23 protein-coding genes are annotated in these 22,553 nt (G+C 43.4%); 5 read left to right on the top strand and 18 right to left on the bottom strand.

Annotation, left to right across the window (positions count from 1 at the left end):
• Nucleotide 1: 1 nt before the first annotated feature.
• The 6 genes from BMW45_RS19705 to BMW45_RS19680 form a co-directional block, all read right to left on the bottom strand.
• Nucleotides 2-580, bottom strand: a complete 579-nt coding sequence (locus BMW45_RS19705; RefSeq protein WP_092247982.1) for a cob(I)yrinic acid a,c-diamide adenosyltransferase — start codon at nucleotides 578-580, stop codon at nucleotides 2-4.
• A gap of 4 nt (nucleotides 581-584) precedes the next feature.
• Nucleotides 585-1,022 carry a EutP/PduV family microcompartment system protein gene (locus BMW45_RS19700; RefSeq protein ID WP_092247979.1) on the bottom strand — a complete coding sequence of 146 codons (438 nt, stop codon included), beginning with the start codon at nucleotides 1,020-1,022 and terminating at the stop codon, nucleotides 585-587.
• Nucleotides 1,023-1,038: 16 nt separating this feature from the next.
• Nucleotides 1,039-1,383 carry a BMC domain-containing protein gene (locus tag BMW45_RS19695; RefSeq protein WP_092247976.1) on the bottom strand — a complete coding sequence of 115 codons (345 nt, stop codon included), beginning with the start codon at nucleotides 1,381-1,383 and terminating at the stop codon, nucleotides 1,039-1,041.
• Between the two features lie 217 nt (nucleotides 1,384-1,600).
• Entirely contained in the window at nucleotides 1,601-3,589 is a 1,989-nt protein-coding gene (locus BMW45_RS19690) for an FAD-dependent oxidoreductase (RefSeq protein ID WP_092247973.1), read from the bottom strand.
• Nucleotides 3,590-3,611: 22 nt separating this feature from the next.
• The gene (locus BMW45_RS19685) at nucleotides 3,612-4,052 is read right to left on the bottom strand and encodes an aconitase X swivel domain-containing protein (RefSeq protein WP_092247970.1); all 441 of its coding nucleotides are present in this window, start codon (nucleotides 4,050-4,052) and stop codon (nucleotides 3,612-3,614) included.
• Between the two features lie 2 nt (nucleotides 4,053-4,054).
• Nucleotides 4,055-5,326 (bottom strand): aconitase X, encoded by a 1,272-nt coding sequence (locus tag BMW45_RS19680; protein WP_092247967.1) that lies wholly within the window; start codon nucleotides 5,324-5,326, stop codon nucleotides 4,055-4,057.
• A 178-nt stretch (nucleotides 5,327-5,504) separates the two neighbouring features.
• On the opposite strand from BMW45_RS19680, the gene BMW45_RS19675 reads away from it, so the two are divergent.
• On the top strand, nucleotides 5,505-6,104 hold the full coding sequence (locus BMW45_RS19675) for a TetR/AcrR family transcriptional regulator (RefSeq protein ID WP_092247964.1): 600 nt from the start codon (nucleotides 5,505-5,507) through the stop codon (nucleotides 6,102-6,104).
• Nucleotides 6,105-6,224: 120 nt separating this feature from the next.
• On the opposite strand, the gene BMW45_RS19670 is transcribed toward BMW45_RS19675, so the two are convergent.
• The gene (locus BMW45_RS19670) at nucleotides 6,225-6,992 is read right to left on the bottom strand and encodes an AAC(3) family N-acetyltransferase (protein ID WP_166433428.1); all 768 of its coding nucleotides are present in this window, start codon (nucleotides 6,990-6,992) and stop codon (nucleotides 6,225-6,227) included.
• A gap of 510 nt (nucleotides 6,993-7,502) precedes the next feature.
• Here BMW45_RS19670 and BMW45_RS19665 point away from each other — a divergent pair.
• Both BMW45_RS19665 and BMW45_RS19660 read left to right on the top strand, forming a co-directional pair.
• Nucleotides 7,503-7,868 (top strand): RidA family protein, encoded by a 366-nt coding sequence (locus BMW45_RS19665; RefSeq protein WP_242883174.1) that lies wholly within the window; start codon nucleotides 7,503-7,505, stop codon nucleotides 7,866-7,868.
• A gap of 345 nt (nucleotides 7,869-8,213) precedes the next feature.
• Nucleotides 8,214-8,870, top strand: a complete 657-nt coding sequence (locus tag BMW45_RS19660; RefSeq protein ID WP_092247958.1) for a CatB-related O-acetyltransferase — start codon at nucleotides 8,214-8,216, stop codon at nucleotides 8,868-8,870.
• 86 nt (nucleotides 8,871-8,956) lie between these two features.
• On the opposite strand, the gene BMW45_RS19655 is transcribed toward BMW45_RS19660, so the two are convergent.
• From BMW45_RS19655 to BMW45_RS19620, 9 genes are all read right to left on the bottom strand, one after another.
• Nucleotides 8,957-10,420, bottom strand: coding sequence for an ABC transporter substrate-binding protein (locus tag BMW45_RS19655; RefSeq protein ID WP_207649116.1), 1,464 nt, complete (start codon nucleotides 10,418-10,420; stop codon nucleotides 8,957-8,959).
• A 68-nt stretch (nucleotides 10,421-10,488) separates the two neighbouring features.
• Entirely contained in the window at nucleotides 10,489-11,382 is an 894-nt protein-coding gene (locus tag BMW45_RS19650; RefSeq protein WP_025232279.1) for a carbohydrate ABC transporter permease, read from the bottom strand.
• On the bottom strand, nucleotides 11,382-12,347 hold the full coding sequence (locus BMW45_RS19645) for an ABC transporter permease (protein WP_092247952.1): 966 nt from the start codon (nucleotides 12,345-12,347) through the stop codon (nucleotides 11,382-11,384). The genes BMW45_RS19650 and BMW45_RS19645 overlap by 1 nt, the downstream gene beginning before the upstream one ends.
• Nucleotides 12,348-12,373: 26 nt before the next feature.
• Nucleotides 12,374-13,630 (bottom strand): Gfo/Idh/MocA family protein, encoded by a 1,257-nt coding sequence (locus BMW45_RS19640; RefSeq protein WP_092247949.1) that lies wholly within the window; start codon nucleotides 13,628-13,630, stop codon nucleotides 12,374-12,376.
• Between the two features lie 40 nt (nucleotides 13,631-13,670).
• Nucleotides 13,671-14,753, bottom strand: a complete 1,083-nt coding sequence (locus tag BMW45_RS19635) for a hypothetical protein (protein WP_092247946.1) — start codon at nucleotides 14,751-14,753, stop codon at nucleotides 13,671-13,673.
• A 13-nt stretch (nucleotides 14,754-14,766) separates the two neighbouring features.
• On the bottom strand, nucleotides 14,767-16,056 hold the full coding sequence (locus tag BMW45_RS19630) for an acyltransferase domain-containing protein (protein ID WP_092247943.1): 1,290 nt from the start codon (nucleotides 16,054-16,056) through the stop codon (nucleotides 14,767-14,769).
• Nucleotides 16,057-16,066: 10 nt separating this feature from the next.
• Nucleotides 16,067-16,750, bottom strand: a complete 684-nt coding sequence (locus BMW45_RS28260) for a DUF4832 domain-containing protein (RefSeq protein WP_207649115.1) — start codon at nucleotides 16,748-16,750, stop codon at nucleotides 16,067-16,069.
• Nucleotides 16,751-16,791: 41 nt separating this feature from the next.
• On the bottom strand, nucleotides 16,792-17,388 hold the full coding sequence (locus BMW45_RS28255; RefSeq protein WP_207649114.1) for a hypothetical protein: 597 nt from the start codon (nucleotides 17,386-17,388) through the stop codon (nucleotides 16,792-16,794).
• A 12-nt stretch (nucleotides 17,389-17,400) separates the two neighbouring features.
• Complete coding sequence (locus BMW45_RS19620; RefSeq protein WP_092247940.1) at nucleotides 17,401-17,613, bottom strand: hypothetical protein; 213 nt, start codon at nucleotides 17,611-17,613, stop codon at nucleotides 17,401-17,403.
• 461 nt (nucleotides 17,614-18,074) lie between these two features.
• Here BMW45_RS19620 and BMW45_RS19615 point away from each other — a divergent pair, with 461 nt between their 5' ends.
• Together BMW45_RS19615 and BMW45_RS19610 are read left to right on the top strand one after the other, a co-directional pair.
• A complete protein-coding gene (locus tag BMW45_RS19615) occupies nucleotides 18,075-19,097 on the top strand; it encodes a LacI family DNA-binding transcriptional regulator (protein ID WP_092247937.1) in 1,023 nt (340 codons plus the stop codon).
• Between the two features lie 139 nt (nucleotides 19,098-19,236).
• Nucleotides 19,237-20,703 (top strand): NosD domain-containing protein, encoded by a 1,467-nt coding sequence (locus BMW45_RS19610; protein WP_166433427.1) that lies wholly within the window; start codon nucleotides 19,237-19,239, stop codon nucleotides 20,701-20,703.
• 49 nt (nucleotides 20,704-20,752) lie between these two features.
• Here the strand turns inward: BMW45_RS19610 and BMW45_RS19605 are convergent, their stop codons facing one another.
• On the bottom strand, nucleotides 20,753-21,715 hold the full coding sequence (locus BMW45_RS19605) for a transketolase family protein (protein ID WP_207649113.1): 963 nt from the start codon (nucleotides 21,713-21,715) through the stop codon (nucleotides 20,753-20,755).
• Nucleotides 21,703-22,542 (bottom strand): transketolase, encoded by an 840-nt coding sequence (locus BMW45_RS19600; RefSeq protein WP_092247932.1) that lies wholly within the window; start codon nucleotides 22,540-22,542, stop codon nucleotides 21,703-21,705. The genes BMW45_RS19605 and BMW45_RS19600 overlap by 13 nt, the downstream gene beginning before the upstream one ends.
• Between the last annotated feature and the right edge of the window lie 11 nt (nucleotides 22,543-22,553).

The following is a 22,553-nucleotide window of genomic DNA, read 5'->3' as shown; positions in this document are numbered from 1 at the left end:
TTTATAAATCTTCTTTTTTCAAATCTATATGGAATACCTTTCCACTTCTTTCATAAAGCACATCTTCTATGCCTTCATTTACATTCGCAACACGTGCTACGGAAAAAAAGTAATCTGATAAGCGATTAACAAATATCAAAACTTCTTCATTCATATCATTCGTCCATTGGAATGTTACTATTTCTCTTTCTGCCCTCCTGGCAATGGTTCTGCAAATATGCAAAATACTTGCTGCTTGAGAGCCACCTGGCAAAATAAAAGACTCCACTTCTGGAGGAATATCTACATGTGCATCAATACACGTTTCAATCCACTTTGTTAAAGCAGATGTAACTCGGTATGTTCCTTTTCCATTCGGCGTTGCTAAATCATTTCCACAATCAAACAAACACTGCTGGATCTGTGCTAATTCCTTTTTCAAAGAATCATTGTTTTTTATAAGTGTAATAGCATAACCTACAAAACTATTTAATTCGTCAATTGTTCCATATGCGTTAATACGTTCACTATCTTTTGCTAATTGCATGCCACCGATTATCCTAGTGTATCCTTTATCACCTGTCCTAGTATAAATTTGCAATTTATTATTCCTCCTTAGAAAGATAGGCTATCAACTCTGCTACTCCTTTATCTTCAACAGCAGAGAGACGAAAAATTTTCTCAACACCAGCTAACTCTAATCTTTTCTCAGCGTTTATAATAGCCTCTTCGTTTGATGCTAGATCTATCTTTGTAATTATTCCTATACATGGTTTTGTAAAGTTTTGTGCAAAATAGGGCGAAAATGTCTGGCTAAGTTCTGTCACGCTACAGATGAATCCAATGATATCTGAACTAGCAGCCATCATTTGTAACGCACTATAGAATCTTCTATGCAAAACAAACTCGCCTGGTGTGTCAATCATCTGAGAATAGAACTCAACTGCTTGTGTCTTTTTATATTTAATCATCTCTCCTTGAATCCTTTGGCAAAGGGTGGTTTTCCCACTTCCAACTGATCCAATTAACATAATTTTCTTCATTTTCTATACCTACCTATTATGTTCTTGTTACTTTGGGGACAGAAAACTGCATAAATTCGCTTAAATAAATAACAACCTGTTCTATAGCAGATTGTACAGCTGCCACATCCCCCAGGATAAATACAGACCCACTGAACCTATCAACAAATCCTATTTTAATAGGTGCAGTCTTTTTAGCTATATCTACAGCGATGATTGCAACCTCTGGTGGGGTTATGGTTAAAATACCAATTGCATGATACTTTTCTTCATTCAAGCCTAATTTCTCAAAGATTCGATCATCGGGATTTGCAATAATATGTGCTAATGTCACTTGTTTACCTGGTACCGATTCAAATATCTTTCTTTCTAATACATTCATATAGCCCCTCATTTCATAGTGAAAGCACAACACACATTATATTCTTTGCTTTTATTGCCATATTATGTACTTTATTAACAAATTCTAGTCTCTTATAATTTTTTTATTTTTATTTCACTATAGTCAACTTAAAATGCAGAAAAAAGCGCCTTCTGATTTCCGTTGAAATCAAAAGGCGCTGCATAAAATTTATTCTATTTACGAAATATTTATAGAGTTACAGTTCTCTGGCAAGCTCGTATGAATTCCAGATGGAATACATAATATTATGTACCTTCTGGGAATCTCCAATATTGTGGACAGGTATATCCAAATCCTTCAGTTCATCATAAAGTGAATGATTTTCACGGTAGCCGATGGCTGAAATAACCGTATCCACCGGGAATGAACGTTCTCCTTCCGGGGTTTCTGCAGTCACCTTACCCCCCTCTATACTCTTCACAGTACTGCTTGTAAAGACGTCCACCTCATGGAATGCCAGCAGATCCACAAGCATATCGTGATTCATATGCGGAAGCGCACCGTGACCGCCCAGAATGTCTTTCAGCATTTCGACAACTGTAACCTTGGAACCGTTCTGTGCAAGCCATAGAGCTGTTTCGCATCCAACCAATCCACCGCCGATCACAACGACATTTTTTCCTGCCTCTGCTTTTCCAAGAAGGATATCATCTGCGGTAGTCGCAAAAGTCTCCGATCCAAACTTGCTCTGAATCGGCTTCGAACCGGTTGCCGTAATGATTTCATCCGGCTTGAAATTGGAGATATTATCTGCAGTGATCTCACAGTTCATCTTGACTTCCACATTCAGAAGCTCAAGCTGTCTCTGATACCACTTAACAAGGGCTCTGTCATAGCGTTTGAAATGAGGAACACTTCCCGGAATCAAATTTCCTCCAAGGCTTCCGCTCTTTTCACATAGAGTAACGCGGTGTCCCCTTTCGGCCAGCACTCTTGCTGCTTCCATTCCTGCTATTCCGCCTCCAATAACAAGAACATGCTTCTTCTTATTGGCCGGTACGAGTCCGTAAATTTTTTCTCTGCCGCAGGCCGGATTCACGGCACAGCTCACAGGGGCGTTTGAAATTCTGCCCAGGCAGCCTTCATGGCAGCCGAGGCACGGTCTGATTTCATCTAGCCTTCCCGTTCTAACCTTTTCCGGATAATACGGATCAGTCAAAAGCTGTCTTCCAAGTCCGATGATATCGCAGGAATCGCCGAGGGCTTCTATTGCCATCTCCGGATTTTCCATTCTTCCGGCCAAAATAACAGGGACATCTACGTTCTGCTTTACAAGTCTGCCGAATTCACGGTACATTCCATCTTCAAAATACATCGGCGGATGATTCCAATACCAGGAATCATAGGTTCCCGCATCCACGTTCAATGCGTCATAGCCTGCTGCCACCAGAATTTTAGCAGCTTCGATTCCTTCTTCGATATCCTTACCAGCTTCTTCATAATTTTCTCCCGGCAAACCGCCGCGGCGGATTCCCTTCATGCAGCTTTTCAGACTGTAGCGAAGGCTGACAGGGAAGTCAGGTCCGCAGGCTGCTTTGATACCTTTCACAATATCCGTTGCAACCCTCAGCCGGTTTTCCAACGAGCCGCCATATTCGTCCGTTCTGCGGTTGAAAAGGGCGATGGCAAACTGATCCAGGAGATACCCTTCATGAACCGCATGGATCTCTACGCCGTCAAAGCCAGCTTTTTTCGCAACCGCTGCGGACATGACGAATTTCTGAATCAAGTTCTTGATTTCTTCTATCGTCATTTCCCGGTGCTTGATTCGGGGATCAAATCTGTTTTCATTCTCTGACGGCGCGATAAACTTGGTAGCAAATCCGGGCAGCGCACTTCTCCCAAGACCTCCGGTAAGCTGAAGAAAAATCTTTGTGCCGTATGCATGGATTCTTTCATTCATCTGATACGCTTCATGAATAAAAGCCAGTGGATTCTGAGTCGGACATGGGAGACCCGGTTTGACCAAACCTTCAATTTCCAGATCCACACTACAGATTCCAGTAATAATCAATCCGATTCCGCCCTTGGCCCGTTCCACATAATACTCCTGCAGCCTTTGATTCATAGCTCCCAGTGCATCGGCATATCCGACAGGGCCCATTGGTGCCATGGACAATTTGTTTTTTATTTGTACGTTCCCGATATATGCAGGCTCAAAAAGCTCTTTGAATTTTGTACTCATGTGTTTCCTCCATTTCTCTCCATTAAAATACTGTTACAGCGCCATCTTCCGCGACTTCCACCGTCTGCCCATCCTGAACCGACTCCAGGAAGCGATCACCCAGCCCATCAACCGTAACGATCTTTGTGTTTTCCCAAATATCCGCCAGCAGAACACCCGAGATCGCCAGGGACTCGGCTGTTGCTGAAAACAGCATTGCTTTCGGCTGAATCCCCATAGCTGCGACGGTCTGAATCAGCATACCCGCCGTAGTGGAACCGATCACCTGTGGAATGCAGAGGATGGCTCCGGAGAGATCCTTCTGAAACAGGTCCGGATTGTTCTGGTCAGTACACAGTGTCTGTTTACCGTTTGATACCAGCGCCCCCATATAGGATGAAAGCACATTGAATCCCTTTTTGGACACCATAGCGTTTCCCCTGACCTGTCCCGGTATGACTGCTCTTCCCTGAAATTTATCCATTGCTAAAAACCTCCCTTTACAACAAGATTTACAAGCTCCTGGTCGTCTACGTACCGTGCTGAGGAATAAGTTCTCAGTTTATTTGAATTTGTAATAATTGGTTTTTTTGCACAAAGCGGATTTGACATATACATCAGAGGACAGATGTGAGACACCTTCACTCCCGTTTTCATAAGCCGGTCATAATACTCTGTCCCTCTGAATCTTGCGATTACATCGGGTGCACTGGTTATGATGGTATCCACCAGGATTTTATCCTGTCCGCTCTCCCTGAGGGCCTGTTCAAAAATTTCGGTCCATTCTGTCAGCTGGTTGAAGGATGCATGGGGACATCCGATAAATGCCCTGTCAGGTTTTGCGTTCATATCTGCCCATAGAACCGGATAGGAGCTTACCACTCTCTGAAGCTCCGCGTCATCGATGACATAAACGGACGCATTCTCTCTGATCAGTTCTTCTCCGTATTTTTTCGCCTCCGGTGTCAGGTTTTCCGCATGGTAAAGCGCTACCGCACCGTTTGATGCAGTTGCTGCTCCCATATCCTTTAAGTAGTCCTTTACCGCCGGAGTCAATTCAGTTCCGAGAAACTGATCCAAGCCTTTTATGTATGGTACCTTTTCCACTACCTTCATTCCGATGGCGCTTCCCAGAATCTGTGGACGAGGAATTTGGGTTGTTTTCAGTTCTATGATCCAGTCAGCATTTCTTCCTTCATCGGTCAGGAAACCGAATTTCGGCGTCTTTCCGATAATTCCGCTGAAGAATTCCATAACGCCAGAGGTCCTGTTTGTTCGGGCTCCCAGTACAGAGTTGGCATAAACCACCGCCGAGGATTCCGCCCAGGCCAGATTGTCTCCGAAATTCGGAGTGTTGCCCACCTCATCAAAATAACAGGCGCAGGTATAGGCATTTTCATCCTTCATTCCAAGCTTCACCAGCATGCTCTCGTATTCCTGCTGGGTGCCGTATAACAGTTGATACATCTCCTTCTCCTGCTGGTTAGCCGGCACATTCTCGTAATCAAGAGGCTGGGGATCCGCCGTAAAAGGCAGCTTGGTCCTGATTCCGGCATCAATCATCTCTTTCATAATTCTTGATAGAGGCTTCAGGGCCGGCATTCCAAAGGAACACACAAGATGCACAGGCCCATCTAAAGGTACAAGGCATTCCGCGTCATACATTTCTCCGTACCTTACAAGTGTTTCCATTGTTTTTTGCAGAATATCTCCGTGTTTGCCATTGAGTATATCCTGCTCTTCGTTTGTTAACTTCATAATCTTCTTCTCCTTTCATTTATTTTGTTTTCAACAAGCATTTTTAACCGAACGCTGTTATGTTAATATTAGCACTTTGTTATTCTTTTGTCAATTAGGTCCAATGAGTTCACCTTGCAATTTTTTTAAAAAAAGTTTATGATTATAAAAACTGTATCTAATTGGAGCAAAATCATTTATGGCAAGAAAGAAAAGAGACGAGCAGGCCGCCCAGACAAAAAATAACATCATAAGGGTCGCCTTAAATTTAATTCAAAAAAAAGGGTATCACAACATGAGCATCCGGCAGCTATGCCAGGAAGCTGGTATCTCTACGGGAGCGTTTTACCATCATTTTAGTTCCAAGGAAGAGATGATCAACAAGGGCTTTGCCCTGTACGACGATGCTTTGGATCTTCTGCTGCAGCGCTATGAATTCCACAATCCCGTTGAAGACATAAAATTTATATTATTACACCAGACAAAATTTGTTATGGAAGAGTCAGCCAACCTGACAAAAGAGCTGTATATCGCTCAGTTATCAACAGATGTGAAATATTCCGTAAAACCGGTAAGAAAGTACTATCAGACAGTAGAAGAACTGGCGGAAAAAGCGTTAGAGAAAGGTATGATTCATACCGATATGACGGTGCATGAGCTCACATCCTTTCTGATCCGAATCAACCGGGGCGTGATTATTGACTGGTGTCTCAACGATTATTCCTATGATCTGATGAAACAGGCAGAAAAGGATCTGATATTCGTTCTGGACAAGCTGACAGCTCCTTTATCCATCTAACACGACCATCAAAGAACGATCCCCATGCTGAACAAAATATAATTTTAAAATGAGCCAGAAACTAACAGGGAGTTAGTTTCTGGCTCACTTTTTGAAACAAATCAAATTGAACATTCCAATCTAATACTTCAGAGGTTGATCATCATCAAATAAAAGTGGTTTTTCCTTCAACAGCCCTATGACCCAATCTGCCATAGGCTTCACTTCGACAACATAGGAAACAGCATCTCCAATTTTTACTTCCTTAGCAATCCCCATATGTATCATTGGAATAAGTAGCTTGTCATAATTCTTTGACACATCTCCACGAGTAGAATAATGACCACGATAATCAATTTCATGGACATCTTTGTCTCCATATAAAAGTTTTATTTTTTTTGATTGTGGGTTGATACGATCAGGAATATTCAGCCATTCTTCAATACTGTGAATAAATGTGTTGGTCTTAAGTGTCGCACCCAAAAATAACAATTGTGCTTCCTCATCGTAAAGTCCGCCGAAACAACCATTTCGAGGACAAGGTGTATAAACATCTCTGTCACGCAGAACATATGCTTGTGCTCTGCTTCCCATGGCTGTCACCGAATGGGTAGGATGCATCGAGCGAATAGCCCCTGCTTTTTTCATAAAAAGATTGGGCAGTATTCCTACACAGGCTGGTTCTGTTTTGGGGTCATAGATACCGTCTTTTAAATTTTTGTCAGACCATGAATGGGTTGGAAATAGTAATAGTCCGTCTTTCATATATTCGATAAAAGCATCCAGAACCGAATCACCTCCACCTTCTACCACTCCAATCGCTTTCATAGAAGAATGGATGAGCAAAGTTCCATTTTTTCTAATTCCTGTTTGTTCAATATCTTTCATTATAGAGTTTTTCGTATGCATATGAGGTCCTTTCTCCTTCCAGAATTTCTTTATTATAATCATGGAATCAAACTTCCATTTCTTTTATTTCCATATTGGCTCTGTTCTTATATATCTCCGCTCCTATTTTTAAAAGAAGTTGGGAATTCTATGTATAATTTTTCTATCAACTTGTCAACAGATCTATATAAATAATGATATAATATCAGATATATATAAGCTATGCAACAAGATATAGTTATAATGATGATAAACAAATCTTAAACTAACAAAACGCAATCATCTGTGTATGTTTTATTGACAAATTTCACTATAATACATATAATTGTGCCGTAGGAGGTGTTGGAATGGAAAAACTTATATATACCTGCAGCATTGAAAACAATAGATATTCCATCTCTGTATTTGTTAAATAAATTTCTATCAACGGATAACTTTATATTATGAAAATATATAGTGGTAGAAATTATTTTATCCCAATACAGAAAGGTCTATAATAATATGAATCATAATGTAGTTAGCAGATTAAATTTGTCAAGAGTAAGTAAAGCAGTAGGTAATTATACTCACGTAACAAAAATAGAGCCTAATGCAGCATTTTACACATTTTCTGGTCAAATTGGAGCAGATTTGGACGGTAATCTTCCTGAAGAATTTAATCAACAAGTAGACAATACATTTTTAAATATATCAAATCTATTAAAGAGTATCGATTTAACACCGGATAGTGTTATTAAGGTTAATATATGGTCAACGGAACAAATTGACTGGGATTACTTTGATAAAGTATATGATGACTTTTTTGGTAAGCCTTATCCTTCAATGACTGTTGCCTATGTAAATGCCTTAGGGTTAGAAGAGATAAAATTAGAAATTGAAATATGGGCAGCAAAATAATTTTATTTCATACTCCCAGATGAAAATATTTTATAATAAAAAATGTCCTCGCTGTTCTAAAAACAGTGAGGACATTTTCCATGCTGGTAAAAGCATCAAAAAATGGTGATCCATGTAAAGCTACGGAATGAGGTGGAAAAGTAAATCAAATCATGATACAATTTAACCACCGAAAACAATACCATTGTTTTTTAGTTTATGCAGTGGGTAATGGCAAATAATGAATCGATTGTCACTGCAGGCAAGGAGAAAATGCAATGAAAGAAATGCGTAAAAAAAGAGCGATAGCCACGGAACCGAAAAATACGTTCGGAGGTGATAATAAATAGAATAGGAGCTTTTTTTATGAACAATATTCCAAACCCAAATACGGTTTTTCCAAATAAATACAAAACATCATGTTTCTTAAAAAACGTGATTACTGCCCCCAATATTTTTGTTGGGGATTACACCTATTATGATGACCCAGTTGACCCGACTGCGTTTGAACGCAGCAATGTATTATTTAACTGGCCGGAATTTGGAGACAGCTTATATATCGGCAAGTTTTGTTCAATTGCCAGCGGCGTGCAATTTATCATGGGCAGTGCCAATCATCGCATAAGCAGTATCAGCACTTATCCATTTAATGTTTTTGGTGGTGCATGGGCAGAAAATACCCCGCCTCATCTCTCTCAACTTCCTTTCAAGGGAGACACCATGATCGGCAACGATGTGTGGATAGGGCGGGATAGTGTCATCATGCCCGGCGTGAAAATTGGTGATGGGGCGATTATTGCTGCTTATTCCGTGGTAGTGAAAGACATAGAACCCTATACCGTCGCGGGCGGCAACCCAGCCAGGCCAATTAAAAAACGCTTTGACGAAGAACTCATTGAATTGCTGCTTAAGCTCCAATGGTGGGACTTTGAACCTGAAAAATTGTTTGCTTTCATGCCAATACTTTGCGATGATGATTTGGAATTGGTACGGCAAAAACTAAAACAAACGTTAGAGCGATAATATAGCCCCATTATTGGGCAAAGACGAACCTTAATCAAGAGGGCGAAGCAACGAATGCTTCGCCCTCTTTGAATGCTGGGGCATGTTTATTTATTCTTTGAAGCCTGGAACTCATCCATCTGCTTCTGCACCTCTGCCACATATTCATCAATGCCTGCCTTTTTCAGTGCCTCCAAAGCCTTGGGATACTCTGTGTCAAAATCCACGAATCCGTAGAGAATCGGTGCCATCTGCTTTCCTGCCACCTCTTTGATTGCAGTTTCAATTACCTTTACCTTTTCGTTATTGAAGCGGAAGCCAAGCATATTGGAGGTGACTGCCTTATCGTCCCAGCTTTCATAAGTATCGATGTAGCTCTGGTCAATATCGGGTGCAAATAACTGATAATTCTTGTTACGGAACATCCATTCATAGAAGAACTCATCATTTACCAGCTTTTTAATTCTTCCGTCAACGATATCATAATCTTTCCCCTTCACGCCGTATAAAGCCATCAGGTAATTATCCTGTGAAGAGTAGAGCCAGTCAATAAATTTCACTGCACCTTCCGGATTGGGTGCCGTCTGTGGTATGCAAAGGACTTCGCCGCCGGTGGCTATGATATAGCGGGGTTCCTCCGGTTTCAGGATATAGTTCTTTAATCTGGCATCAGGAGCATTTGCCTTCACGCTGCTGATAATCTCATTTTCTTTGCCAAGAGAACCCTCTACCCATAAGTATAAGCCGGTCTGCATACGGGAATCCCTCTCATTGTATTTGGTCGTTAAATCATCGGAATATAAGCCTTCATGATACATCTGGCGGTTATACTGTGCAACCTTCTTGAACGCATCGGTTTCATAGTAATCATAAACCTTATTTGTGGTATCACCATATACAACGGCATCTTCATTGGCGCACCAGGTAAGCTGCTCATCGGCAAAATATCTGGTCAGGGGTTTAAAGATGGGGTCTGCAGGCCCTTTCATTTCCGGATACAATTTTTTTGCCTTTTCTGCAAATAATTTCAAATCCTCTGTTGTCTTAATCTCCGTCATACCACAGGCTTCCAGAATATCCTGGCGGACACATACCATCTGGAACATTCCGGAGGAAGGTGCATAAGCGGAGGGGATCCCATAAACCTCTCCGTTAATGGTAGCACCCTTTAACTGTTCTTCAGGAAGCACCTTCAACAAATTCTGGCCATATTTGTCAATTAAATCATTCAGAACAGAAGCCTGTTTTTTATTCACAATGGTGGCAAGATCGGGAAGTCCGTCCCAATACAGGTCGATGGGTTCCTGGGCTGCCAGCATGATATCTTTTTGTTCCCAATACTGGTCCCATGGAGTATAAACCATTTCCACCTTAATGCCTAAATCCTCTTTCATTTTCTCAGCAAACTCATTACTCATAAATTCTGACATTCTATCACTTTCATCACCGGGATAAAGAATCGTTACGGTTTCGGTATTCGTGCCTTCTTTCGATTTACCCTTGCTGCTGCATCCCCCAAGTAAACCGATTGCCATGATAACGGCAGTTGTCAGTATAAATAGTCTTTTCATTACAATACCCTCCTTTTGGTTTATGTTAAGCCTTTCTCCTGGCCTACCAATGATTTTTATTACAGGGTTTATTCCTTAACTGCACCAGTCATAATACCCTGTACGAAATATTTTTGTACAAAGGGATATAAGAAGATAATCGGGCCTATGGTTATAACCGTAACTGCCATTTTCATCGTTTCAGAGGGCAGTGTGATTCCCGCGGCAGCGCCGGAAGGAACACGCCCCGAACTAATGGCATTTACATTTGAAAGAATTGTGTAGAGGTAATACTGGAGAGGAAACAAATCCTTGTCATTAATAAAAATCAGGGCATTCCACCAGTCATTCCAGTATTGCAGGGCATACATAAGGCCTACGGTAAGCACTGCCGTTTTACTGAGGGGAAGTGCAATCCTCCAATAAATCAGCATATAACTTGCTCCATCAATTTTAGCTGCCTCGTATAAGGAAGGCGAAATGCTTGAAAAATAGGTTCTCATAAGGAACATGTTCCAGACACTGAAAATAGAAGGAAGAATCAATGCCAGAATGTTATTCTTTAATCCGTAGTAATTCACACAAACCACATACCAGGGAATGAGTCCCGCTGAAAATACAATGGTGAAGTTACATAAAAAGGCAATGACATTACGGTACTTTAAGCTCTTAATCGATAACGCGAAGGCAATCATACTGGTAATGATCATAGCTCCAACGGTTCCGGCAACCGTAACAAAAATGGTGACTCCGTAAGACTTTAAAATCCTCATACCACTGTTTGCAAAAATATAAATGTATGTATTAAGGGTAAATTTCTGCGGAATAGCAGAATAACCATGCATGACGATTTCACGTTCCGAGGACAGGGACACACCTAAGGTAAGAATAAGGGGATACAGACAAAGCAGCCCGAATAAGCCTATAAATAAATAAGCAAGGATCGTTACCAGGTGATCGCCGAATGATTTGCTTTTTCTCATTAAAATAATCCCTCCCCGTCATTATATTTTTTTGCTAACCGGTTGGCAACGGATACCAGAATCAGGCCCATCACCGACTGGAACAGTCCAATTGCGGTTGCATAGGAAAAGCCCAGGGTTCTCATGCTTTGATACACATAAGTGTCAATTACGGTTACCGCATCAATCAATACCGGATTGTTGCCTACAATACCGTAGATCATGCCGAAATCACCGTAGAAAATACGTCCGATACTCATAAGGGTCAGTACAACGGCCGTCGGTTTCAGCATCGGAATGGTGAGATACAAAATTCTCTGGAACTTGTTTGCACCATCCACTTTTGCAGCCTCGTATAAGGAACCGTCGAAAGTCGCCATGGCCGCCATGTAAATGATGGAGCTGTATCCGCTCCACTTCCACATACTGGCGGTAATTATGATCCCCTTCCAATACTTTGGTTCCGCATACCACTTTACCGGTTCCATTCCCAATGATCGCAGCATATTGTTGATAACGCCCACATCGGTGGAAAAAAATCCGTAGATAATCGTACCTACTACGACCCAGGAAAGGAAATACGGAAAAAACATAAAGCTTTGTGTCAGTTTCTTAAAGAGCTCGCTCCTGATTTCATTGAAAAATATGGAAATACTGATTGGAACAATCAGACCCAGTACGATTCCAAAGAAATTGATAAACAGTGTGTTATAAGTTACCCGCCAGCCCATGCTGCTCTCGGAAAAGAAATACTTGAAGTTATTTAAGCCTACAAACTTGCTTCCGAAGATACCATCCATTACATTGAAATCGGTAAATGCCATCCAGGTTCCTGCAAAAGGAATGTAGCAAAACATAACCAGTACAATCAGAGCAGGCATACACATAAGATACAGGCCTTTGTTTCTTTTTATTTCACGCAGGAATTCTTTTATCCGGTCTTCTTTAGGCCCCGGTGCTTCCTTTTGAATTCTTTTTGATTTCATCACTCTTCACCACTCTTTTCCGTTTTTTAAGAGTTTCGCAGCCGGCTTTTTAATGCATCCACATCAATTATTTCGCCGGTAATTCTGGATTGCTCTGCCGCATATGCCATCACATGGCTTTCCACTGACTGGGTTATGGAGGATCTGCTGTTGTTGCTGTGTGTTTCCATCTGACTGACAAAATCATCCACCAGGGCCACATCTCCTCCTCCATGGCCTCCCTGGGGCTGACCGGTATGAATGATTTTCTGCTCAAAACCATCAATTGCATTGGAGGCAAATTTTGTAACCTCAATCTGGTTCAGACTGTCATCCCCTCTGATTTCCCCATTTTCGCACATAACCTTGATCGTCCGGCTAATTTTATTCGTAAATCCGCTTAAATTAAAGCTGACTGTTACGTCATTCTTAAATTCGATTAATACTACCTGATTGTCGCATACGTCGTTGTCACAGCGGTATACACAACGTCCATAGGGGCCTTCAGCCAAAGCTTTGTTTACCCCCTCTTCCGTCTGGTCCTGGGTAAGAACCGTAGCCGGCCAGCTTCCCATAATCGGCAGGTAGGCCTTGCGGGCATCAAAGCGGCAGTCTCCGGCAGCCTTACAGGTCAGGCAACGTTCGGAGCTGCCCTTTGGAGCACTCTCTTCTTTAAAGTATTTTAAACTGCCAAAAGAAACTATTTTTTTCGCCTCACTGCCCACCAGCCAGGCAAGGATATCCATGTCATGGCAGGATTTTTGCATCACCAGGGGACTGGATAAATCACTTCTTCTCCAATTTCCTCTGACAAAGGAATGGGCAATGTGGTAATTACCTACATTCTCATTATGCTGGATGGTAATTACCTTCCCCAGCTCTCCGCTGTCGATAATTTCCTTAATCGCCGCAAAAAAATTCGTATATCTGAGTACATGGCATACAATAACCTTACAGCCCTTCTGATTTGCCTTATCCTGAATCATAAGACATTCCTTTGGATTGGGAGATATGGGCTTTTCAAGAAGAATATCATATCCAAGCTCCAGAGCAGCCAGAACCTGTTGGCAATGGTCCTGGTCCATGGATGCAATGATAACGGCATCGGCAATCCTGCCCCTCCGGTAAAAATCCTCTATATTTTTAAACTGCATTTCAGACGGAATACCGAAATTTTCCGCCGCAGCTGATCTTCTTTCATCCTCCGGCTCCACCACCGCTACAATATCTGCCTTTTTTGTTTCATAGGCCTGTTTGGAATAAATCATTCCCCGCTGTCCTGCACCAACCAATGCAATTTTCAATTTTCTTTCCTCCTGCTATTATTTTCTGTCGTCCATCCAATCAATCGGGAAGCTGCGGATCCTCCAGCGGATAATAGCCATCGGGATAGAAATCATCCCAGGCATGTGCCAAATCCACCGCTGTGTCTTTACACACCTCCACCGTTCCCAGCCTGTAATAACCGTCCTTTTTCTCCATCTGGATATCCAGCTCCATGGGGCTTTCATCAGCAAAGAAAATCCCAACTGACAAACCGTATTCACCAATAGGCAGTATCGGTAAGGAAATAATCTCATTGTGGGTAATATCCCCAACTTTCCAGGCACCTTTGTCAATGTTTAAGACAAATTCCTGCTCCTCCCCTCCCCTTTCCAGACGAAGCCTTAAGCTGTAATCCAGATAACAAGGCGCACTGCCCCTATTTACAAACCAAAAGCGGAGGGGAAGTGCTCCCTTTGATGCGATCTTCTTTGGATATGTCAATCTTCTTATGGAAAAGTCATACCCTACATCCATGAGGCGGCTGGAGAGACCGGCAGGCCATCGCAGGCCTTCCCGGCGGATATTCTCTCCAGGGCTCTCCTCTTCTATTTGAAGCAGTACCGGCATCCGCTGCCAGGTATTTTGAAGCCGGTACCCGGCAAATTTTTCGCAGCAGCTGATCCAGTTATCTTCGCTGCAATTTACAATAAGGCCAAAAGGGTATTCATGATCCTTTAGATACTGCAGCAAGTCCTCCTGCTCAAGACTAACCAATAACGGAATGCCCTCAAAGGCTTCCAGATAAGCATCCCAGATTCCCTGGCTGCTATCTTCCGTAGAAACCGCAACACCAATAAGCTTTTCATTGTTCAGGGCGCTTGCAACTCTGCGGATTAAGTGTTTAAAGCTTTCCTCTTGGCCCTTCTTTAGCCAGGCCGGAAAGCCCTGTTTTATGGAAAGGACCGGATTATGAACCTCTGCAAGTGCTTCTTTTAACCGGTTTAGGTTATATTTACCCCGATGAGGCTCCAGCTCCTCCCAGGTGAGTTCAACCATCCGGTACTGCCCTCTGCCAGGATTAACTGTGGCCTTAGAAAGGTGCAGCGGCCGTATTTTATAAGTTTCATAGGGACTATAATGTTCCAGTGCATATTTTCCCATGGGCAGCTCCTCCTTATTTTAAATGGCTGTCAGCAATTTGTCTGAAGCGTGCAATGTCATCCTGTGTGATATAAGGCATTTGATCCGTTTGATCCGCTTCTTCCTTTAGAACCACCATACTCAGGTTATTAAAGCACGCTCCTGTTGCCATATAGGCAGCAGCCGCTTTTTGCAGGGAGGTCTTAAGCTCCACCTTTGTTTCATCGGCTTTCCAGTCACCAAATACCTCATATCGAAGCATGGCATCTCCCTCTTTAATCGGATATAGATAAAATTGACGCTGGACCTTTATAATATTGCTGGTATCATGATCAAGCACCAGAGACAGTCTTGAATCATACAGCCAGCTTTCACTCCAAAAGCCTTTGACCGGCAGTTCCGGAAAATAAGTCTTGTAAAACTCCAGCGCCAGCACCATGGAATTCTTAAGCCTCTCAGGGTTATATCCCGGACCGGAAGGCACATGAAGCGCCAGAAGCATATCCCCCTGGGTTAAGGCTTCCTCCCATTCCTTCTTTAACAGCGTTACGGGATCCCTCTCCACAAAGCCCATGGGATTGATGGGATTTGCAGTAATCTCCTCCTCCGTCTCCTGCCAGAGGGAAAGAAAGGCTCCTGCTTTATCATAAACTCCGTTTATTCCATTAAACTGCCCGTCTCTGCGGAATTCCTCTCCGCCATGTTTTAGGGCGGTTACCTTCCCGGAAACCTTATTCCGGTACATGGTAAATGTATCGCCAAAGCGGCAAGGAATAAACAGGAACCGGTCCATAAGAAAGATGGAGCAGGTATAAAAATTCATATCCCAGGGAAAATCACTTACGCTCACATCATCCCGAACCAGCTTCTCTAATTGGGACTTTATAGGCTGGAAAGGAATATCCCGATAATAATGCTCCGGAACGCCCCGTTCCTTTAAAAGCTTTATGGAAGGAACCACACAGGCCAGCAGAAGGAGGAAGGAATAAAGTTCTCCGTACTCTGCCATACACACAGGAGTCATATTTTTATAGTTATCCACGTCACATCGGTTTCTTGCAGAGCACATATCCCATACCAGGAATTTGGAGAAATGAAACAGTCTCGGGTCCCCTTCCACTGCTTCTGCCGCTTTTGTCAGTAGCCTTTGCTTTTTCTCCGGAAGGTTGAATTTTTCAAATATTTCCTTTAAAAATCTTCTTTCTATAAAATGGCTGTCCTCTACCCCGGGATAGCCGGCATAGAATTGCTCCAGCCCCTCAGGCAGATTGTCAAAGCCGCAATAATCCACACATTCTTTGAATCCATACGATAAATGTCCCATGCTCATCCCTCTATTCTACGATTATTTTTCCGAAACAATAGTAACCGTCTTTTAAACCTTCAATTGCCAGTTTTATATTTCCAAGCTCCGGTATCCCGGTTTCAATTCCTATTTCCAGAGAATACTCACCGGCCATTCCTTCCAGGGCGAACTCTTCTTCCCAAAGGATATCCATATCCGGCAGCCAGTTTCTGATATCCGTTTTACTGGTAAGTCTGATGACTTCTTTCTCATTTTTCAGGCGGACTACCAGGGGATACCTATGATATATAGGAGCAACACCAGTATTGGCCCACAATCCTCTGATTCGGAAGCCTTCTCCTTTTTTTACCACCGGATGATACGTGAGCTTTCTTAATTCAAAGCGGTATCCCATTGTATTGAGCCACCTTTTAACACTCTCCTTCCATGTCTCAGGGACGGTAGTGCCCTTGCTGTTAAAGGAAGAGATATGCCACTTTAAGGATTCATCCACAATATAATCGATATCCCAGCCCTGGAGGTACCAGTCATTCATGTGCCAGCAGGCTTCAAATACCACCGGTGCCTTTTTCCATGCATCCTCCATTTCAAAGTTACAGATATTTTCCGGATAAAAATCCAGCATATGGGACCATTCTTCCTGATGGAAGCCTCCCATATCCCCCAGGCAATCCACCCGAAATCCTATATTTTCCTTTCTCTCACGGATCATCTTTACCGACTTTGGATCATGGAGAAGGGCCTGCAGCGGGGTTATTTAAAATTGTCGATATAAGCTCCTACCATCTGCCTGATACTTTCCTCATCAAGAAACTCGGTGCCTCCGCCTTCGCCCCAGGCTCCTACCAGTGCCATATCCACTGAGCTTATTACCGGATGTCCGTCAAAATGTTCTGCAAATTCCGCAATAAACTTAGACCAGTAAGTGACATAGGGGGAATGCAGGGGGTCAACTCTCCAAAAGGGAAATTCCGGTTCCTCCCGGCATTCCCTTCGAAACCAATCCGGGATATCGTCCTCTTCTGCCAATGCATAGGGAGAGCAGCGTACAATTGCCGTACAGCCCAATGCTTTTGCCTCCTCCAGCTTTTTCTCAAGGATATCCCACCGGTATCTGCCCTTTTCAGCCTCCAAATCTCTCCACCGGACTCCACAGTAGGTAATCCTGCTGTCGGGATGATTTGAGGTTCTGCTGCTATCGGTAAATTTGTATTTTTCCACCGGATTGCCCCGGTTATCATGTATTGACCCTGCCGGTTCCATCAAACCCGGAGCTGCAATAAAGCCAATCCCCGGATTATCAAGGAGTTCGTCAGTTATTTTAGGATATGTAACATAGGTATCACTCATAGGCTTATCTCCTTAGGCTGTATAATTTGTTTGAAACAAGAGGCAGCCGCTGCTTTTATACTGTTCTGCCAGCTCCTGCAGTCTGACAGTATCACAGCAGAAGTACTCCGATAAACACTGATAGCAGTGTAACGTCCCGATTTGCTTTCCCAACAGCTTAAGGTTAAGCGCAATCTCGTTATTGCTTAATTCCTTTGCACACTTATGGCAGCGGATACTTTTCATCCCAACACTCCCTTTCTGTTTGCTGCTCTGCATCGATAATTCTGTTAAAACTAGTCAGGTTCTTTTTATTATTGCTTTCTTTTTTGTTACTTTTTGTTACGTTTGTTTACTAAACTTTATAGCTGGATTATAACATTTGCCCTGCCCTGTGTAAATACTATTTTTAAAATAATTATGAAAAAAATTATAAAATATTTTACAAATAACGTTCCTTATCATGAAAAGGTTTGTTGTTCTCATACCTTTTATTTCATAAGTTTTTATGGAAATATTCCGGGATACTGTCATAGAAATCCTCAAACTGGAGTGATTTTTCCATAAATGCCACTTAGCGGCTGGAAAATTAAGTATTGACAAAATCAGTGAAACATTATTATAATTTAACTGTATGTAATATACGCAGTTTACGTAAACATACTAAACAAAAATTTCACAAGCTGTGATTAAGGGGGCAAACTAATTTGAGCACAATCAGAGACGTAGCCAATCTGGCAAAGGTGTCAATAGCTACTGTATCACGGGTATTAAATAACGATACCCAATACAAAATGACCGACGAAACCCGGGCACGGGTATGGAAGGCTGTTACAGATTTGAACTATACAGTAAAATCCCCCGCAAACTCTTCCTCCGGTGACAATAAAGCCCATTCAGGCAATGCACTTGTAAAAATAGGCTGTGTCCTAAGCGTAACGAAAAATAAATATAACGACCCTTATTTTATGTCCATCTTGTCCGGCGTAGAAGAACAGCTTCAAAACAACGGATATGAACTTACCTTTATAAAGACCGGTGCCGAGCTGGAGGATAAAAAGGCCTTATACAACGCCTTTGGCAATCCGGTCTCTGGTCTGATTCTGATGGAATCACTCAACAGTGAAATCTACCAGTTCATACGAAATCAGGTTCCAAACATTGTCGGAATCGATACCTGGTGGGAGGATATCGACAATGTAGGTTATGACCATTACAGGGTAGCAAGTGTGGCAGTGCAGCACTTAATTGACAAGGGGCATAAAAAGATAGGCTTTATCGGCGGCAGCGGTATGAGCGGCGATATAAAATCCAGCCAGAGGTACCGGGGCTATTACGCCTCCCTGCACGCTGCCGGCCTGCCGGTAAATTCTGACTGGGTTATTGATTGCGCCTGGGATGAGAACCTTTGCATGGAAAAGGTCAACCAGCTCTATCAGAAAGAAGATTCTCCCACCGCTTTCTTTGTAGCCAGTGATTTAATGGCCATGGCCGCCTTAAGCAGCCTGTATAAAATGGGAATAGCCGTACCGGACAAAGTAGCAGTAATCGGGCTGTCCAATATCGAAATATCCAAATATTCCAATCCTCCTCTGACCACAATTGAAATCCCTACAAAGGAAATCGGCATGGTTGCAGTTGATCTGCTCCTTGCAAGGATTAACGGGTATCAGCTTCTCCCCAGGAAAGTAATTCTTCCTACCAGCCTTGTTCTGCGCAACTCTACTTGAAGTCCTATGGGAATCCGGCATTATCATGGAATTCTGTCTATTAAAAAGCCATAGGAAGATAATTACTATCTTCCTATGGCTTTGGAATATTTTACAGGCAGCCAGGCACACGATCATTGGGAGGAGTAAGATAATATCTATGAGATATGTAAAAAATATTGTAATTTCGGTTTTCTGCGGTATATGTCTAATTGGATGTGATCCCGCAGTAGGCACCCCCTATGCATCGTCAAGGATTGTTCCTGCAGATAATGTGCTGCACGTTTCAACCAATGGCGATGATAAAACCGCCGACGGCAGTGATACGCACCCTTTTACTACCATTCCAGACGCGCTTGCAGCCGTAAAGCCCGGCATGACTATTTCCATCCACGCAGGTACGTATCAACCGTTCGAGGTGAATGCCCAGTGTTCGGGGACAGAGATGGCTCCGGTAACCATCCGCGCAGCCGAAGGAGAGAAACCTGTCATTCAGAGCACGAACGATATTGGCATTCATTTGATAAACGTTGACAATTTCGTAATTTCCGGCCTGGAGGTTGTAGGGGGCACCCATGGGATCTATTATGAAAGTACACCGGATCAGGGGGAAAAAGCACTTGAAAATATCATCATTCAAAATTGCGTAGTCCATGACATAAACGGCACCCACGGAATCTGTGTTTATGCCGCCAACTACAAGGCGCCGGTCAAAAACATCACGATGGAAAACTGCGAGGTTTTTGACTGCCGCTGCGATTCCAGCGAGTCCACTGTTTTCAACGGCAACATAGACGGCTTCACAATCCGCAATAATCAGATTCACAATAACAATAATATCGGCATCGACATGATCGGATTTGAGGGTACTGCCAAACACAGAGATGACTATAAAGGCAATCCCTATGATGTGGATTATGCCCGTAACGGCAAGTGCTACGGTAATGTGGTTTATGCAATCAGCACTCTTGGAAATAATGCCTATCTGGAAGGTACGGGTTACAGCCTCTGTGCCGGAGGCATCTATGTGGATGGGGGCCAGAACATCGAAATTTACAATAACTTCATCTTCAGCTGCGACATTGGCATTGAGGTTGCAACGGAACATAGCCCCAAGGACAATCCATTGTTTCACGTATCGGGTGTAGAGGTGCACGATAACATCATAGCAAACTGTCAGGGATATTGCGGGCTGGCTTTTGGCGGTTATGATGCAGATCTTGGACGGACTGAGGATTGCATTTTCCGCAATAATACCTTTATCGATAATCCCGTGCAGATGGTTGTACAGCGCAGTGCCCGTAATCAGATTCATCATAATCTGTTCGTCGGCGGTGAGGTCGGAATCGAATACAATACAGACTGTGCCGAAACGGATTTAGTTAACGATTTTGGTGAAAACTTTTTCTGTATGTATGGCGAAACAAACGTTTTGCTCTCAAACAAACGTTTTGGGAATTCCCTGATCTTCCCGCAGGAAATGCAGGAGCTGCAGAGGATAATGGAGAATAGGGAAAATGCGCTAAGCGGCTTGCGTTCCAACGTGGACGGATTTGGTTCTGCCTTTGTACCAAATGAAGCGATGATATCCCTCTATAAGTCGTATCTCAATAATACGTGCAAGTGAATTTTAAAAGCGAAAGAGAAACCTTCCGGTTTCTCTTCCGCTTTTATTTTTAAATTCCTTTGACAAATTCCAGCACCTGCCGGTATATTCCCATCTCATCCAACTGATATTTCTGCAATAATTCCTTTGCTGGTCCAGACTCTCCGAACACATCCTGAATTCCTATTTTCTTCACCGGCACCGGGTACTCTTTGCACACAGCATCACAGACAGCGCTTCCCAGTCCGCCGATAACTGAATGCTCTTCAATCGTAACAAGCTTCCCGGTCTCCTTCGCCGCCCTGCAGACAAGCTCCTCATCTAACGGCTTGATGGTATGGATATTGATGACTCTTGCAGAGATCCCATCGGATTCCAGCCTTTTTGCTGCGGCAAGGGTTTCCGACACTTCAAGCCCGGTGGCAATCAGGGTCACATCCGTTCCCTCTCGCAGCACAATGCCCTTTCCCAGTTCAAACGTGTAATCCGGCGTGTCGTTAATGACAGGAACTGCCAGACGTCCAAACCGCATATAAACCGGTCCATCATGTTCCACTGCTGCCCTTACCGCTGCTTTCGCCTCTATGTCATCTGATGGGCAGAGCACAACCATCCCAGGGATTGTCCTCATAAGGGCAATGTCCTCGTTGCACTGATGGGTGGCGCCATCCTCACCGACAGAGATACCTGCATGGGTAGCCCCGATTTTCACATTCAGGTGCGGATAACCGATGGAATTCCTGACCTGTTCAAAGGCCCTGCCTGCTGCAAACATGGCAAAGGTACTTGCAAACGGTATCTTGCCGGCAGCAGCAAGACCGGCGGCAATTCCCATCATATTGCATTCTGCAATCCCGCAGTCCACATGGCGCTCCGGAAATGCCTTTTTAAAGACTCCGGTCTTTGTCGCTGCCGCCAGGTCTGCATCCAATACGATGATTTTGTCATTTATCTGTCCCAGTTCCACCAGGGCATTGCCATAGCTTTCCCTGGTGGCAATCTTCTTTGCAGTCATTTCCTTTATCTCCGGCATAGCGCTTCACCTGCTTTCTCCAAATCTGCCATCGCAATTTCATATTGAGCGTCATCGGGCGCCGTCCCATGCCATGCCACAGAGCCCTCCATGAATGAAACGCCCTTGCCTTTTATGGTTTTTGCAACAATGGCTGTCGGCATCCCTTTCGTCTGCTTTGCTTCCTCAAACGCGCATTCGATCTGTGCAAAATCATGCCCGTCAATATTGATGACATGGAAATTAAACGCCTCAAACTTTTTATCAATCGGATAGGGAGAGCAGACATCATCTATGGGGCCATCAATCTGAAGCCCGTTATTATCAATAATAACCACTAGATTATCCAGCTTTCTATGGCCGGCAAACATTGCTGCCTCCCAGACCTGGCCCTCTTCTATCTCACCATCGCCAAGGAGCGTATACACGCGGAAAGGTTCTTTGCTGAGTTTTGCAGAAAGCGCCATCCCCACTGCTGCAGAGATCCCCTGTCCCAAAGAGCCGCTGGACATATCCACACCCGGAATATGCTTTCTGTCCGGATGCCCCTGTAAATAGGAGCCGGTATGGCGCAGGGTCTTTAAATCCTCCACCGGAAAAAATCCCCGGTTTGCTAAGGTTGAATAATATCCCGGCGCCACATGACCTTTGGAAAGAACAAACCGGTCCCGGTCTTCTTTTGCCGGATATTCCGGGTCAATATTCATCTCCCTGAAATAGAGCCAGGTGAATAGATCTGCTGCTGACAGCGAGCCGCCGGGGTGACCGGATTTTGCGCTATGTACTGCCGTCACAATCCCTTTGCGGATTTCATTTGCCACTTTTTCTAATTCCAGATAATTCCCCATCTTCTCTCTCC

It is taken from the genome of Lacrimispora sphenoides, assembly GCF_900105215.1.
GTDB classification, from domain to species: domain Bacteria; phylum Bacillota; class Clostridia; order Lachnospirales; family Lachnospiraceae; genus Lacrimispora; species Lacrimispora sphenoides_A.
The sequence above is the reverse complement of the archived record's forward strand: the minus strand, read 5'-3'. Positions and strand labels throughout refer to the sequence as shown.